This is a genomic window from Mannheimia cairinae, assembly GCF_028649535.1.
GTDB lineage: Bacteria > Pseudomonadota > Gammaproteobacteria > Enterobacterales > Pasteurellaceae > Mannheimia > Mannheimia cairinae.
This window is the reverse complement of the sequence record NZ_JAQSJE010000008.1, coordinates 153,919-168,225: the sequence shown is the minus strand read 5'-3', so window position 1 is coordinate 168,225 and position 14,307 is coordinate 153,919. Positions and strand designations below refer to the sequence as shown.

At 39.2% G+C, this 14,307-nt stretch carries 14 protein-coding genes; 9 read left to right on the top strand and 5 right to left on the bottom strand.

From position 1 onward, the window contains the following. The first annotated feature begins 135 nt into the window (after positions 1-135). Together lpxB and sohB are read left to right on the top strand one after the other, a co-directional pair. Complete coding sequence (gene lpxB, locus PTQ27_RS08695; protein WP_273748185.1) at positions 136-1,299, top strand: lipid-A-disaccharide synthase; 1,164 nt, start codon at positions 136-138, stop codon at positions 1,297-1,299. A 43-nt stretch (positions 1,300-1,342) separates the two neighbouring features. Then, on the top strand, positions 1,343-2,395 hold the full coding sequence (sohB, locus tag PTQ27_RS08690; protein WP_273748184.1) for a protease SohB: 1,053 nt from the start codon (positions 1,343-1,345) through the stop codon (positions 2,393-2,395). Between the two features lie 56 nt (positions 2,396-2,451). Here the strand turns inward: sohB and PTQ27_RS08685 are convergent, their stop codons facing one another. The 5 genes from PTQ27_RS08685 to PTQ27_RS08665 all read right to left on the bottom strand — a co-directional run bounded on the left by PTQ27_RS08685 (position 2,452) and on the right by PTQ27_RS08665 (position 8,194). Then, positions 2,452-3,465: a peptide ABC transporter ATP-binding protein gene (locus PTQ27_RS08685; RefSeq protein WP_273748183.1), complete on the bottom strand. Its 1,014-nt coding sequence runs from the start codon at positions 3,463-3,465 to the stop codon at positions 2,452-2,454. A 1-nt stretch (position 3,466) separates the two neighbouring features. After that, complete coding sequence (gene dppD, locus PTQ27_RS08680) at positions 3,467-4,468, bottom strand: dipeptide ABC transporter ATP-binding protein (protein WP_273748182.1); 1,002 nt, start codon at positions 4,466-4,468, stop codon at positions 3,467-3,469. A 12-nt stretch (positions 4,469-4,480) separates the two neighbouring features. Further along, complete coding sequence (locus tag PTQ27_RS08675; protein WP_273748181.1) at positions 4,481-5,383, bottom strand: ABC transporter permease subunit; 903 nt, start codon at positions 5,381-5,383, stop codon at positions 4,481-4,483. 91 nt (positions 5,384-5,474) lie between these two features. Continuing rightward, positions 5,475-6,479 (bottom strand): ABC transporter permease subunit, encoded by a 1,005-nt coding sequence (locus PTQ27_RS08670; protein WP_273748180.1) that lies wholly within the window; start codon positions 6,477-6,479, stop codon positions 5,475-5,477. Between the two features lie 116 nt (positions 6,480-6,595). Then, a complete protein-coding gene (locus tag PTQ27_RS08665; RefSeq protein WP_273748179.1) occupies positions 6,596-8,194 on the bottom strand; it encodes an ABC transporter substrate-binding protein in 1,599 nt (532 codons plus the stop codon). A 263-nt stretch (positions 8,195-8,457) separates the two neighbouring features. Here PTQ27_RS08665 and hda point away from each other — a divergent pair, with 263 nt between their 5' ends. From hda to PTQ27_RS08630, 7 genes are all read left to right on the top strand, one after another. Further along, positions 8,458-9,180 (top strand): DnaA regulatory inactivator Hda, encoded by a 723-nt coding sequence (gene hda / locus PTQ27_RS08660; protein WP_273748178.1) that lies wholly within the window; start codon positions 8,458-8,460, stop codon positions 9,178-9,180. A 130-nt stretch (positions 9,181-9,310) separates the two neighbouring features. After that, entirely contained in the window at positions 9,311-9,952 is a 642-nt protein-coding gene (ccmA, locus tag PTQ27_RS08655) for a cytochrome c biogenesis heme-transporting ATPase CcmA (RefSeq protein ID WP_273748177.1), read from the top strand. Continuing rightward, on the top strand, positions 9,949-10,611 hold the full coding sequence (gene ccmB, locus PTQ27_RS08650) for a heme exporter protein CcmB (protein WP_273748176.1): 663 nt from the start codon (positions 9,949-9,951) through the stop codon (positions 10,609-10,611). The genes ccmA and ccmB overlap by 4 nt, the downstream gene beginning before the upstream one ends. A gap of 41 nt (positions 10,612-10,652) precedes the next feature. Beyond that, complete coding sequence (locus PTQ27_RS08645) at positions 10,653-11,390, top strand: heme ABC transporter permease (RefSeq protein ID WP_273748175.1); 738 nt, start codon at positions 10,653-10,655, stop codon at positions 11,388-11,390. 15 nt (positions 11,391-11,405) lie between these two features. Next, positions 11,406-11,612 (top strand): heme exporter protein CcmD, encoded by a 207-nt coding sequence (gene ccmD, locus PTQ27_RS08640; protein WP_273748174.1) that lies wholly within the window; start codon positions 11,406-11,408, stop codon positions 11,610-11,612. Positions 11,613-11,782: 170 nt separating this feature from the next. Beyond that, positions 11,783-12,331 carry a cytochrome c maturation protein CcmE gene (ccmE, locus tag PTQ27_RS08635; RefSeq protein ID WP_273748173.1) on the top strand — a complete coding sequence of 183 codons (549 nt, stop codon included), beginning with the start codon at positions 11,783-11,785 and terminating at the stop codon, positions 12,329-12,331. Next, positions 12,328-14,289 (top strand): heme lyase CcmF/NrfE family subunit, encoded by a 1,962-nt coding sequence (locus PTQ27_RS08630; protein ID WP_273748171.1) that lies wholly within the window; start codon positions 12,328-12,330, stop codon positions 14,287-14,289. The genes ccmE and PTQ27_RS08630 overlap by 4 nt, the downstream gene beginning before the upstream one ends. The last annotated feature ends 18 nt before the right edge of the window (positions 14,290-14,307 follow it).

Here is a 14,307-nt window from a genome sequence, read left to right as displayed (position 1 = left end):
AATCACTCCATATGAATAAGAAAAGAAGTCGCTAGTCTATGTGAATATACATATTAAAACAATATTTTTTTGTTAGTTTATATTATGATTCGTTATAATAAGGTTATTGAATAATTGATTTTTACAGAGTGAGATATGGCAGAAAAATCCCCTCTTATTGGGTTAGTTGCAGGTGAAATTTCGGGAGATATTCTGGGGGCAGGTTTAATTAAAGCCCTCAAAGTACATTACCCTAATGCTCGATTTATCGGTGTTGCAGGTCCTCAAATGTTGGCAGAAGGGTGTGAAACGCTTTTTGATATGGAAGAACTTTCCGTAATGGGGCTTGCTGAGGTCGTGAAGCATCTCCCTCGCTTATTAAAACGTCGTAAACAAGTGATTGATGAAATGATTCGGTTAAAACCTGATATTTTCATTGGTATTGATGCCCCAGATTTTAATTTAACGGTTGAAGAAAAATTAAAATCAAATGGCATTAAAACGGTGCATTATGTTAGCCCTTCGGTATGGGCTTGGCGACAAAAACGTGTATTTAAAATTGCCAGAGCGACCAATTTAGTTTTAGCATTTTTACCCTTTGAAAAAGCGTTTTATGACAGATTTAATGTACCTTGCCGTTTTATCGGGCATACAATGGCGGATGCAATCCCTTTAAAACCGAATAGAATGGAAGCGTGCCAAAGCTTAAATATTGATGAATCTCAGCGTTATATGGCAATTCTGGTTGGGAGCCGAGGTAGTGAAATCCAGTTTCTTGCCGAGCCATTTTTAAGAACCGCTCAAATCTTAAAACAGCGTTTTCCTGATTTACAGTTTTTAGTACCAATGGTTAATCAAAAACGTATCGCACAATTTGAAGCAATTAAGGCTCAAATTGCCCCAGAATTAGAATTACGCATTGTGCAAGGTAAGGCTCGCCAAGTAATGATAGCCGCAGAATGTACGCTATTGGCATCGGGTACGGCTGCTCTTGAAGCAATGTTGTGTAAATCCCCAATGGTGGTGGGGTATAAAATGAAACCACTGACTTATTGGTTGGCTAAAAAATTAGTGAAGACCGATTACATCTCTTTGCCAAATTTATTGGCAAAACAACCGCTTGTGCCAGAGCTTATTCAAGAAGAGTGTAATCCGGAAAACTTAGCTAATCATTTAGCCGAGTTTTTATCAGATGATGAAGCAAGCCAACAAAAGAAAGCAGCACTGCAACAACAATTTACGGCTTTACACCAAGAAATTCAATGCAATGCAGATGAACAAGCGGCACAAGCCGTTGTCAATTTATTAAATACGCCTTAAACAAGCGGTCATATTTTATTATTTTTTTGCAAAAGGACGTTATATGTGGAAAGAAGTTCTACTTAATTATGGTATTTTCTTATTAGAGTTATTGACGGTATTTGGCATTATTGCGGTTGTGGTAATGTTGATTTTAGAATCGAAAAAACAGGCGGAAGAAGGTTCTGTTTCAATTAAAAATCTAACGGAAAAATATAAAGAACAGCAAAAATCATTATCAAGCTTTTTCTTAACCGAAGCGGAATTAAAACATAAAGAAAAAGCCGAGAAAAAAGCTGAAAAAGAAAAATTAAAGGCGGAGAAAAAACGCTTAAAAGAAGGGGAAGCCGAGCAAGAAGCCAAAGCTCGCTTATTTGTGCTAGATTTTAACGGCGATATGATGGCTCATAGCGTAAGCGGTTTACGCAAAGAGATTGATGCGGTATTAAGTTTGGCGAACCCAGAAAAAGATGAGGTTTTATTAAAGCTGGAAAGCCCAGGCGGCGTTGTTCACGGCTATGGTTTGGCCGCTTCTCAACTTCAGCGTTTACGTGATCGCAATATTCCCTTAACGGCGGCGGTTGATAAAGTTGCGGCAAGTGGTGGCTATATGATGGCTTGTGTGGCAAATAAAATTGTCTCCGCTCCTTTTGCGGTAATCGGCTCAGTTGGGGTAGTGGCTCAGGTGCCGAATATCCACCGTTTACTGAAAAAACACGATATTGATGTTGATGTAATGACAGCAGGCGAATATAAACGAACTGTAACTCTAGTGGGCGAAAATACCGAAAAAGGCAAACAAAAATTCCAACAGGAATTAGAAGAAACTCACTCTTTATTTAAGCAATTTGTTGCAAAACACCGCCCACAATTAGATATTGAAAAAGTAGCGACAGGTGAGCATTGGTTTGGTCAGCAGGCAATTCAGTTAAATTTGGTCGATGAAATTTCAACTAGTGACGATCTAATCTTAAAAGCAATTGAGGAAAAAGAGGTCATAGAATTGAAGTATAAAGAGAAGAAAAAACTCACTCAACGTTTGGGATCACAATTAGAACAATCGGCAGAAAATTTACTGACAAAAATTTTAAATAAAAGTCGTTCGACAATGATGTAATTGCAAGCTATTAAAAAGGCTAAACCAAAATTTATTAGGTTTAGCCTTTTTATCAATTATGTTGTTTCCGCTTGAGTATTTTCTTCTACCACAAAACACGCTATACGAGCACCATCAGCATACGTTTTAAGTTCTGGCTGGCTCACTCGGCATAAATCGGTAGCAAAACGACAACGTGCGTTGAATGCACAACCTTTCGGCGGATTCAATGGGCTTGGTAGTTCGCCTTTTAGCTTGATTCGCTCACGACGTTGCTCTGGATTTAAGCGTGGTGTTGCGGAAAGCAATGCTTGAGTGTAAGGGTGGCGAGGATTATTAAAAATCGTCTTCGTATCCCCTTGTTCCACACAGCGACCTAAATACATAACCATTACTTCATCGGCAATGTGCTCAACAACAGATAAATCGTGCGAAATGAAAACATAAGAAAGCCCCATTTCTTCTTGTAAATCCATCATTAAGTTTAGCACTTGAGCTCGTACCGAAACGTCTAAAGCCGAAACAGGTTCATCGGCAACCACTATATCAGGTTGCAACATTAAACCACGAGCAATCGCAATACGCTGACGTTGTCCGCCTGAGAACATATGTGGATAGCGGTCATAAAATTCAGGTTTTAAACCGACTTTCGCCATCATTTCTAATACACGGGCTTTACGTTCTTTTGCCGATAAATCAGTGTTGATCAGCAAAGGCTCTTCCAAAATAGTGCCCACCTTTTTACGAGGGTTAAGTGAACTGTAAGGATTTTGGAAAACAATTTGAATTTTCTTACGACGTAATTGGGTGGTTTCTTTATCATCAACTAAGAAATTCTGCCCGTTGTAGAATAATTCCCCTTCTGTTGGGCTTTCAATCATTGTGAGCATTCGCCCTAACGTTGATTTACCACAACCGGATTCGCCTACAATGGCTAAGGTTTTGCCACGTTCGAGCTTGAATGATACACCATCAACCGCTTTTACTGTTTTCGGTTTGGCAAACATTCCCTTTTTAACAGGGTAGTATTTTTTTAAGTTAATCGCATCGAGAAGCGGTACGTTTCCACTGTTTTTTTGCAAATCGCTCATTTTAACCTCTCAGATGTTGTTCAAAAGGGATAGGTTCGCCAGTTAAATTTAATGGTGAGTGACACTTCACTTGGCGACCATTTAATTGACGTAATTCTGGCTCAACTTCACGACATTTGTCGGTTGCATACGGACAACGTGGGTTAAGCAAGCAACCTTGCGGGCGGTCATATTTACCCGGCACCACACCCGGTAGCGATTGTAAGCGGGATTTCCCTTCGGCAAATTCCGGTAACGCTTTCAGTAAAGCTTGAGTATAAGGGTGTAATGGCGAACTGAAAATATCTCCTGCTTTACCTTCTTCAACAACTTGCCCTGCATACATTACGATAATGCGATGAGCTGATTCTGCTACTAATGCTAAATCGTGAGTGATCAGAATCAACGCCATATTTTCTTTGCGTTGCAATTCAAGCAATAAGTCGATAATTTGGGCTTGAATAGTTACATCTAATGCCGTGGTTGGTTCGTCGGCAATCAATAATTTCGGGTTGCAGGCAATCGCCATTGCGATCATTACACGCTGGCTCATTCCACCAGAAAGCTGATGCGGATAAACCTCTAAACGAGACTCCGGATCAGGAATCCCCACCATTGTTAATAGCTCAATTGCTCTGGCTTTGCGGCTGGCACGTGAACCGCCTTGATGCACCTTTAAGGCTTCCATAATTTGGAAACCGACGGTATAGCTCGGGTTAAGGCTGGTCATTGCATCTTGGAAAATCATTGAAACGTCCGCCCCAACAATTTTCTGTTTTTCTTTCGGTTTTAATGCCAATAAATCATTGCCGTTAAATTGCAGATTTTCTGCCATTACTCGACCGGGGAAGTCAATTAAGCCCATAATTGCCAACGAGCTGACCGATTTACCTGAGCCGGATTCTCCCACAATACCTAACACTTCGCCTTCGTTGATTTCATAGCTGACTCGATCAACCGCTTTAAATGGCGTTTTTTCATCACCAAAATGCACGGAAAGTTGATCAACAGTTAATAATGCCATTGTTTACTCTCCTTATTGTTTTAGTTTTGGATCGAGGGCATCACGTAAGCCATCACCCATTAAGTTAAAGGCTAATACTAACGATAAAATCGCAAGCCCCGGAATGGTTACAAGCCAGTTTGCCGATTGCATAAAGCCACGAGATTCGGCAAGCATTGTGCCAAGCTCCGGTGTTGGTGGTTGAGCACCAATGCCTAAGAAGCCTAGGGCGGCAAGTTCAAGAATTGCATTTGAGATTCCCATTGTCATTTGTACGATAAGCGGAGCCAAGCAGTTAGGCAAAATTACCACAAACATTAAACGGAATACACCAGCACCTGCAACACGAGAAGCGGTTACATAATCACGGTTTTTTTCACTTAAGACTGAGGCACGAGTTAAACGTACATAGCTTGGAATCGAAACCGCAGCAATTGCAATGGCTGCATTCATTAGCGATGGACCAAGAATAGTTACAACACCAATGGTTAAAAGTAGGCTTGGGATAGCTAGCATAATATCGACAAATCGCATAATTACGATATCGACCAGACCACCATAGTAACCGGCAATTAAGCCAAGAATAACGCCGAACACGCACGAAAGTAACACGATAATCAAACCGATAAAGACCGATAATCTTGCCCCGTAAATAATACGAGAAAGAATATCTCGCCCGATATCATCTGTACCTAATAGATGAGTAGAATTGCCACCTTCAGCCCATACTGGTGGAAGTAATAAGGCATTACGATTCTGTTCAATAGGATCAAACGGGGCAACCCATTGTGCAAAGACGCACGCAAAAAAGACGACCGCAATAAATGCTAAGCCGATTAATGCACCTCTGTTTTGACAGAAATAATACCAAAACTCCTGTAGCGGTGTTTTAGGCTTAGGTGCAGATAATGTTGTTGAAGACGTTGTTAAAGACACTAGGCACTCCAAATAAAAATAGCCCAAAAGCCATCTTAAACAAGCGGTCATATTTTTGTAAAATTTTTCTAAAATCTGACCGCTTGTTATGTTAAGAATGACGAATTCTTGGGTTTACTATGCCGTAGATTAAATCTACTGCTAAATTAACTAAAATAATGATGGTAGCAATAATAAGCACTGAACCTTGTAGCACAGGGTAGTCACGAGCATTAATCGCATCGATAATCCACTTACCAATTCCCGGCCAAGAGAAGATGTTCTCAGTTAATACCGCACCAGAAAGTAGTTGCCCCACAATTAAACCAACAACTGTTACCACTGGAATTAATGCATTACGCAGAGCGTGTACAATCACGATACGGTTAGTGTTTAGTCCTTTTGCTTTGGCGGTGCGGATATAATCTTCGCCTAATACTTCTAACATCGAAGAACGGGTCATACGAGTAATGACCGCAAGCGGAATAGTCCCTAATACAATAGAAGGTAAGATTAAGGATTTAATAGCAGCTAAAAATGCACCTGGCTCATCAGAGTTCCAAGTATCAATGAGCATAAAGCCGGTTTCTGCCTCAATCCAATATTCAGACGGTAAACGTCCTGAAGCAGGTAATCCTAGTGGAGTGGAGGCATAAATAATTAAGATTAAGCCCCACCAGAAAATTGGCATTGAGTAGCCTGTTAAAGAAAGCGTGGTTACAGTATGTGAAATCCAAGACTCTTTTTTAACGGCAGCCACCACACCTAAGAAGATCCCGAAAATTAAAGACCATAATAATGCGAAGAAAGCCAATTCAACCGTTGCAGGGAATAGCGTAAAAAACTCTTTTAAAACAGGCTCATTATTACGGAATGAGTTTCCTAAATCACCTTGTAATACACCTTTAATATAATTGAAATATTGTTCAGGTAAGGGGAGATCTAACCCAAGTTGTGCCATCATTTGTGCGTGAACGGCAGGATCGACCCCACGTTCTCCCATACGGATCTCAATCGGGTCTCCGGGGATTAAATGCACAAGGGCAAAAGTAATTAAGGTTATCGCAATAAAAGTTGGGATAACCATTAATAAACGTTTAAGAATAAATTGAAACATAGGTAATCTTTAATTTGCAAACATTAGCGGTAAATTGCAAAATTTTTCACAAAAATAACCGCTTGTAAAGAGGTAGAAAAATAAATGTCGGGCAAAGCTGCCCGACCTACCTAAAATTATTTAGTGGTAAGATCTACACCGTAGAAATTGTGTAAACCAAACGGACTTACGTTATAACCTGTTACTTCTTTTCTAACAGGGAAATAGGTTGTTGAGTGAGCAATAGTTACCCAAGGAGCTTGCTCTTTAAATACCACTTGTGCTTTTTTATAAAGCTCAGTACGTTTTTCGTGATCGATTTCACGAGAAGCTTCAACAACTAATTGATCAAACTCTTTATGACAGAATTTTGCATAGTTAGAACCTTGCTCAACAGAAGAACAGCTTAATAAGGTATTTAAGAAGTTATCTGGGTCACCATTATCGCCAGTCCAACCCATCATACCGGTTTGGTGATCACCATTACGCATACGTTTTAAGTATTCACCCCACTCGTAACTTACGATTTTGGCATTAACACCCACTTTTTTCCAATCTTCTTGGATAAGTTCTGCCATACGGCGAGCATTTGGGTTGTATGGACGAGAAACCGGCATTGCCCATAAATCTGTTTCAAAACCGTTTGCAAAACCAGCTTCCGCTAATAATGCTTTTGCTTTTTCTGGATTATAGTCATAGTCTTGAATATCATCGTTATAGCTCCACATTGTTGGTGGAATTGGGTTTTTCGCTTTTTCGCCAGAACCTTGATATACCGATTCAACAATCGCATCTTTATTAATTGCATAGCTTAATGCTTGGCGAACTTTAACATTATCAAAAGGTGCTTTTTGTACGTTGAAGTTTAGGTAGCCCACATTTAAACCTGGCTTAGTCATTAAGGTAATGTTGCTATCTTTTTTCAATGCTTCTAAATCAGCTGGGTTTGGATAAGGTGCTGCTTGGCACTCATTTTTCTGTAATTTTGCGATACGCACTGAAGCATCTGGAGTGATCGCAAATACTAAGCGATCGATAGCTGCTTTACCTTGCCAGTATTGTTCAAATGCTTTGTAACGAATTGCAGAATCTTTTTGGTAGCTTACAAATTCAAATGGGCCAGTACCAACAGGGGCACTATCTAATTTCTCAGGTGTTTTAGCGGCTAACATTTTGTCTGCATATTCTGCAGATAAAATAGAGGCAAAGTCCATCGCAAGGTTTGCTAAAAACGGTGCGTTAGGAACTTTTAAGCTAATTTTAACAGTGTAATCATCTACTTTTTCAACTTTATCGATGATATTTTGCATATCCATACCGATAAAGTATTCATAGTTTCCGCCTGAAACTTTGTGATACGGGTGGTTTGCATCTAATTGGCGGTTAAAAGAGAATAAAACGTCATCTGCATTAAAATCACGTGTTGGTTTAAACTCTTTATTTGAGTGGAATTTAACACCTTTACGTAGATGGAATACATAAGTTTTACCATCTTCAGAAACTTCCCATTTTTCAGCAAGGCTTGGGATAACATCGGTTGTGCCTGGTTTGAAATCGGTTAAACGATTAAAAATTGCTTGCCCTGATGCATCTAAGGTTGCACCGTCTGTCCCTAATTGTGGATTAAAGAAAGAAGGCGAGGCTTCCATACAATAAACAAATGTTTTTGGTGCTGCTAATGCAGTTGTTGACGCTAAAGCTAAAGTAATTAGCGATAGTTTGGTGAGGTGTTTCATATTCACTCCTTTAGGTTTGTATTTACAGTTTTTATTTATAGTTTATGACTATTTTTTAGTATGAAGTTTTGAATATACAATTTTTTGAGCGAACTGCAATCTTTTTTTAACAAAAGAGGTTAGACTTCATTCAATTTTACAAAAATAGTTAAAATTTAATCGTCTGCGATTAGATAATAATTCATCTCTTATTTTCTACTTCTCAAAACAATGCTTTTCCGTTATCCTTGAAATGTTTCTAGTTGCTTATTTAAGGAATGTTTTTGCAATTACCTCTACCCATTCATCAAATTGATGAAGAGACGTTTGATAACTTTTATGCAGAAAATAGTGAAGTGCTACTTGAGTCTCTCAAGCGGAATTTTACGGATGTCCAACAGCCGTTTTTCTATATTTGGGGGGGGAAAAGTAGTGGCAAAAGCCATTTATTAAAAGCAGTAAGTAATTACTTTCTACTAAATCAACTGACTTCAAGTTATATTCCACTAACAAAAGCCAATTATTTTTCGCCTCTAGTATTGGATAATGCAGAGCTACTAAATGTCATTTGTTTAGATGATATTCAAGCCATTGCTGGAAACGATGAATGGGAATTAGCGATTTTTAACTTGTTTAATCAGATTCGTGAACAGCAAAGTTTGTTTAATGAACAGCGTAAAACCTTACTTTTAATCAGTGCAGATTGTCCACCTCACCAACTAAAAATTAATTTACCCGATTTACGTTCTCGCTTAACCTGGGGCGAAGTCTATCAGCTTTCAGATTTAACCGATGAACAAAAATGCTATATCTTGCAACAAAATGCTCACCAAAAAGGAATTGAGTTGCCCGATGAAGTTGCACAATTTTTACTTAAAAAATTAGGTACAGACTTGCAAGATCTCTCTTATTTTTTAGATAAATTAGATCATGCATCGCTTCAGGCTCAGCGTAAACTAACTATTCCTTTCGTTAAAGAAACGCTTTTTTGTAAACAAGGGGTTTGATTCTTATCAAAATTTGCAAAACTTTTTAGAAATCTAACCGCTTGTTACCTCTAAAGGAGTAATTTATTTACTACGTGAATAGAGTCTCTTATGTTACACTTCAGTTAAAATTCTTTACCTATTTTTTATAATGAACCAAATAAATCAATATCAACTTAAATTAAATAATATTGCCTGTGAACGGGGCGAAACTCGTTTATTTGAAGGGTGCAATTTAACAGTTGAAAGTGGCGATTGGGTACAGATTGAAGGGCATAACGGTATTGGGAAAACAAGCCTGTTACGTATTTTAGCCGGGCTTTCATTGGCGGCTGAAGGCGAAGTGCTATGGAATGCTATTCCTATTCAAAAGCAACGGGAACAATACTATGCTGAGCTATTTTATTTAGGACATCATTCAGGTGTAAAACCCGAATTGACGCCTTGGGAAAATTTACGTTTTTTCCAAAAAATTCAGCAACTTCCGCAAGATGATGAAGCACTTTGGGCAGCGTTAGAAAAAGTCTCGCTGATAGGGCGAGAAGATTTGCCCTGCTCGCACTTATCTGCAGGGCAACAACGTCGTGTAGCATTGGCTAAATTGTGGCTTACCCAAGCGAAACTTTGGATCTTAGATGAGCCTTTTACTGCCATTGATAAAAAAGGGGTGGCAGATCTTATTGCTCATATTGAACAACATTGTGAAAAAGGTGGCTTAGTTATTTTTACCAGCCACCAAACCGCAGAAAGTGATAAAGTGCGTATTATTTCGTTAGATCAGTTTAAAGTATGATTTTATTGACTATTATTCAGCGTGAATTAACCATCGCCTTTCGTAAGCCGTCGGAAATTTTAAATCCGTTATGGTTTTTTTTGATGGTTATTACCATATTCCCGATCTTAATGGGGCCAAATCCGGAACTATTAGGCAAAATCGCAGGCGGTGTTGCCTGGGTGGCGGCATTACTTTCCGCTTTACTTTCATTCGAACGTCTGTTTAGAGATGATTACTTAGATGGTTCGCTTGAACAGTTAATGCTATTACCGCTTGGTTTACCACAGGTGGCATTAGCGAAAGTAATTGCTCACTGGTTGCTAACGGGCTTACCACTGATTTTACTTTCTCCGATTGCCGCAATTTTATTATCGTTAGAAACTCACGTTTGGTGGGCATTAGTGCTGACCTTATTGCTTGGCACACCAATTTTAAGCTGCTTAGGGGCGATAGGTGTTGCTTTAACCGTAGGGTTACGTAAAGGTGGTACACTGTTAAGTTTATTGATTTTACCGCTCTTTTTACCGGTTTTAATTTTTGCAGCAGCGGTGCTTGAAGCGGCGGTGTTAAATATTGGCTATTCGGGGCAGCTTGCGATTATCGGGGCGATTTTAGCGATTACCCTAACATTTTCGCCTTTTGCGATTGCAGGTGCGTTAAGAATTAGTTTGAACTAGATTTTTTATAATAACATTTCAATTTATGATGGAGTTTTTCTATGTGGAAATGGTTACATCCCTATGCAAAATCTGAAACGCAGTATCATTTGCTAGGGAAAGCCCAACCGTTTTTAGGTTGGTTAAGTTTGATTATGCTTGCAACCGCATTTGTTTGGGGGCTTGCATTTGCACCTAAAGATTACCAACAAGGCGATAGCTACCGTATTATCTTTATTCACGTACCAGCGGCGATTTGGTCTATGGGTGTTTATGGCTCAATGGCGGTTGCTGGATTAGTCGCATTAGTTTGGCAAATTCGCCAAGCCAATTTAGCGATGATTTCAATGGCACCAATCGGGTTGGTTTTCGCTTTTATTTCTTTGGCGACAGGGGCTATTTGGGGCAAACCAATGTGGGGAACTTGGTGGGTGTGGGACGCACGTCTTACTTCTGCCCTTGTGCTTTTCTTCCTTTATATCGGGGTAATGGCTCTTTATTCCGCTTTCCAAGATAGGCAAACAGGGGCGAAAGCTGCTGGTGTATTGGCAGTGGTTGGGGTAATTAATCTTCCGATTATTCACTTCTCGGTTGAATGGTGGAATACCTTACACCAAGGGGCAACTATTACTAAATTTGACAAACCTTCGATGGCGGTTGAAATGTTAATCCCGCTATTACTAGCGATTTTCGGTAGCCTAATTTTTACTGCTTGGTTTAGTATTTGGCGTTATCGTATAGCATTATTAAAAGATGAACGTAATCGCCCGTGGGTAAAACAGCTAGCGAAAGCAGCTTAAGCGTAGGAGCAGAATATGACATTTCAATTTGAATCAATCAGTGCATTTTTTGATATGGGGGGCTATGGCTTTTATGTATGGCTTTCATATGGTGTAACCTTTCTTGCAATGGGCATACTTATTTGGCTAAGCCGTCGTGAGCAAAAAGCAATTTTGAGCCAAGCGAAAAAAGATGCAGTAAGAGAAGAAAGGTTAAAGAAGCAAGCATCAACAAGCGGTTAAAATGAGCTTTATTTTTACATATTATTTTGATTACCTAATTTTAGGTATTTGATTTGAGCAATCGCAAAACTTTCTTGGAATATGAGGAATGTTTTGCGGTTTTTTGCTATTCTTAAGCATTACTACTTTATTTTTATGCGATTAGCATTTTCTTTTTGAGGGTGATTACGATGAATCCAAGACGAAAATCAAGGCTGAAAGTGGTACTTTCGGTATTGTTTGGTCTCTCTGTAGCAGCAGGTTTAACGCTTTATGCGTTAAGCCAAAATATCGACCTTTTCTATACACCATCAGAAATTGTGAATGGAAAAAATGATGATCCAACCAAAAAACCTGAAGTAGGGCAGAGGATCCGAGTAGGTGGAATGGTTGTAGAAGACACAGTTAAACGTGATGATAAAACCTTAAAAGTCGTATTTGATTTAAACGATGTTGGTCCTTCAATTACCGTAGAGTATGAAGGTATTTTGCCCGACCTATTCCGTGAAGGGCAAGGTATTGTGGCACAAGGAATCTTGATTGAGCCAACTCGTTTACAAGCAACAGAAGTATTAGCAAAACACGATGAAAACTATATGCCACCTGAGTTAGGTGAAAAATTAAAAGAGCAGCATAGTAAATCAGGTGTATCAGAACAAGATTTAAAAGGCGAATCTGAAACTGATCGTAAAATGAGAGAAGAAGCTCGACAATTAAATATGCAAGGGGAAGCTAAATGATTGCAGAATTAGGCAATTATGCATTGGCGTTATCGCTTGCTATCTCAATCTTATTGGCGATTTTACCAATTTGGGGAGCAGAGAAACAAAACCATACCTTAATGGCATTAGCTCGTCCAATGACTTGGGCGATGTTTTTGTCTTTAACGGTTTCTTTCGGAACGCTTTTTTATTTATTTGCTGTTAATGATTTCACGGTTCAGTATGTGGTAAATAATTCCAATACCAAATTACCGATACATTATCGTTTATCGGCAGTTTGGGGGGCTCACGAAGGCTCGTTACTATTATGGGTTTGGTTATTATCACTTTGGTCTGTTGGCGTGGCGGCATTTACACGTAAAATGCCAGAAGATGCGGTTGCCCGTGTACTTGGACTAATGGGATTAATCAGTATTGGCTTTTTGGTGTTTGTAATATTTACCTCAAACCCATTTGACCGAACTTTCCCTAATTTCCCTGTTGATGGTAGAGAATTAAACCCAATGTTGCAAGATATCGGTTTGATTTTCCACCCTCCATTGCTTTATATGGGCTATGTTGGCTTTTCTGTCGCCTTTGCCTTTGCGATTGCTTCGTTAATGACTGGACGATTAGATACCGCTTGGGCAAGATGGTCTCGCCCTTGGACAATGGCGGCTTGGGTATTTTTAACCTTAGGTATCGTACTTGGTTCTTGGTGGGCATATTATGAATTAGGCTGGGGAGGCTGGTGGTTCTGGGACCCAGTTGAAAATGCCTCGCTAATGCCTTGGATAGCCGGAACAGCACTTATTCACTCTTTAGCCGTAACTGAAAAAAGAGGTACTTTTAAAGCGTGGACGGTATTATTAGCTATTTTGGCCTTCTCACTCTGTTTAGTGGGAACCTTCTTAGTACGTTCAGGTATTTTAGTCTCGGTACATGCTTTTGCCTCTGACCCAACTCGAGGTTTATATATCTTAGCCTATTTAGTGATTGTAGTCGGTGGTTCTTTACTGCTTTATGCATTTAAAGGCTCCGAAATTAAAAGCTTAGATAATTACGAGCGTTACTCAAGAGAATCGATGTTACTGATTAACAATATTTTGTTAATGGCATTTTTATCGGTGGTCTTTTTAGGCACATTATTACCACTTGTGCATAAACAGATTGGCTTAGGTACTATTTCTATCGGTGCACCATTCTTTGACCAGATGTTCTTAATTTTAATGGTACCGTTTTCATTTGTTCTAGGAATTGGGCCTTTAGTAAAATGGCGTCGTGACCAAGTATCTGCCATCCGTAAGCCTGTTATAATAGCAAGTATTTTAATGGCTATATTAGGCTTTGGCTTGCCTTACTTATTCCGTAATACGATTACCGTAAGTGTTGTGCTTGGTACAATGATGGCTGTTTTTATTGTGCTACTGAGTTTATATGAGTTACATCAACGTGCTACACATCGCCATTCATTCTTTACAGGAATTTTCAAACTTTCTCGTTCGCATTGGGGAATGGTACTAGCTCATTTAGGTGTAGCGATGACAGTGTTTGGTATTGCATTTAGCCAAAACTTCAGCATTGAGCGTGATGTACGTATGAATGTTGGTGATAAAGCACAAATTCTAGATTATGAATTTGAATTCAAGGGAATTCGAATTAGTGATGGTGCAAATTATCAAGGTGGCACAGCAGAACTTGAAATTACCCGCAATGGTAAATATGAAGCTACCCTTAATGCAGAAAAACGTTTTTATACGGTAAGTAAAATGGGTATGACTGAAGCGGCGATTGATTGGGGATTCACGAGAGATCTGTATGCTGCATTAGGTGAAAAGTTAGAAGATAACTCTTGGGCAGTTCGCTTATATTACAAACCATTTATTCGCTGGATTTGGATTGGTGGTGTATTTATGGCTCTTGGCGGTTTACTCTGTATGATGGATAAACGCTATCGCTTACGTATTGAAAAGAAACAGCTTGCTACCTCAGCATAGTAAGCTAATATACTTTAT

Excerpts from the sequence above, each read along its gene's own strand:
- lpxB (WP_273748185.1), top strand. The coding sequence starts at position 136 with ATGGCAGAAAAATCCCCTCTTATTGGGTTAGTTGCAGGTGAAATTTCG.
- sohB (WP_273748184.1), top strand. The coding sequence starts at position 1,343 with ATGTGGAAAGAAGTTCTACTTAATTATGGTATTTTCTTATTAGAGTTA.
- PTQ27_RS08685 (WP_273748183.1), bottom strand. The coding sequence starts at position 3,465 with ATGAGCGATTTGCAAAAAAACAGTGGAAACGTACCGCTTCTCGATGCG.
- dppD (WP_273748182.1), bottom strand. The coding sequence starts at position 4,468 with ATGGCATTATTAACTGTTGATCAACTTTCCGTGCATTTTGGTGATGAA.
- PTQ27_RS08670 (WP_273748180.1), bottom strand. The coding sequence starts at position 6,479 with ATGTTTCAATTTATTCTTAAACGTTTATTAATGGTTATCCCAACTTTT.
- PTQ27_RS08665 (WP_273748179.1), bottom strand. The coding sequence starts at position 8,194 with ATGAAACACCTCACCAAACTATCGCTAATTACTTTAGCTTTAGCGTCA.
- ccmA (WP_273748177.1), top strand. The coding sequence starts at position 9,311 with ATGAACCAAATAAATCAATATCAACTTAAATTAAATAATATTGCCTGT.
- ccmB (WP_273748176.1), top strand. The coding sequence starts at position 9,949 with ATGATTTTATTGACTATTATTCAGCGTGAATTAACCATCGCCTTTCGT.
- PTQ27_RS08645 (WP_273748175.1), top strand. The coding sequence starts at position 10,653 with ATGTGGAAATGGTTACATCCCTATGCAAAATCTGAAACGCAGTATCAT.
- ccmD (WP_273748174.1), top strand. The coding sequence starts at position 11,406 with ATGACATTTCAATTTGAATCAATCAGTGCATTTTTTGATATGGGGGGC.
- ccmE (WP_273748173.1), top strand. The coding sequence starts at position 11,783 with ATGAATCCAAGACGAAAATCAAGGCTGAAAGTGGTACTTTCGGTATTG.
- PTQ27_RS08630 (WP_273748171.1), top strand. The coding sequence starts at position 12,328 with ATGATTGCAGAATTAGGCAATTATGCATTGGCGTTATCGCTTGCTATC.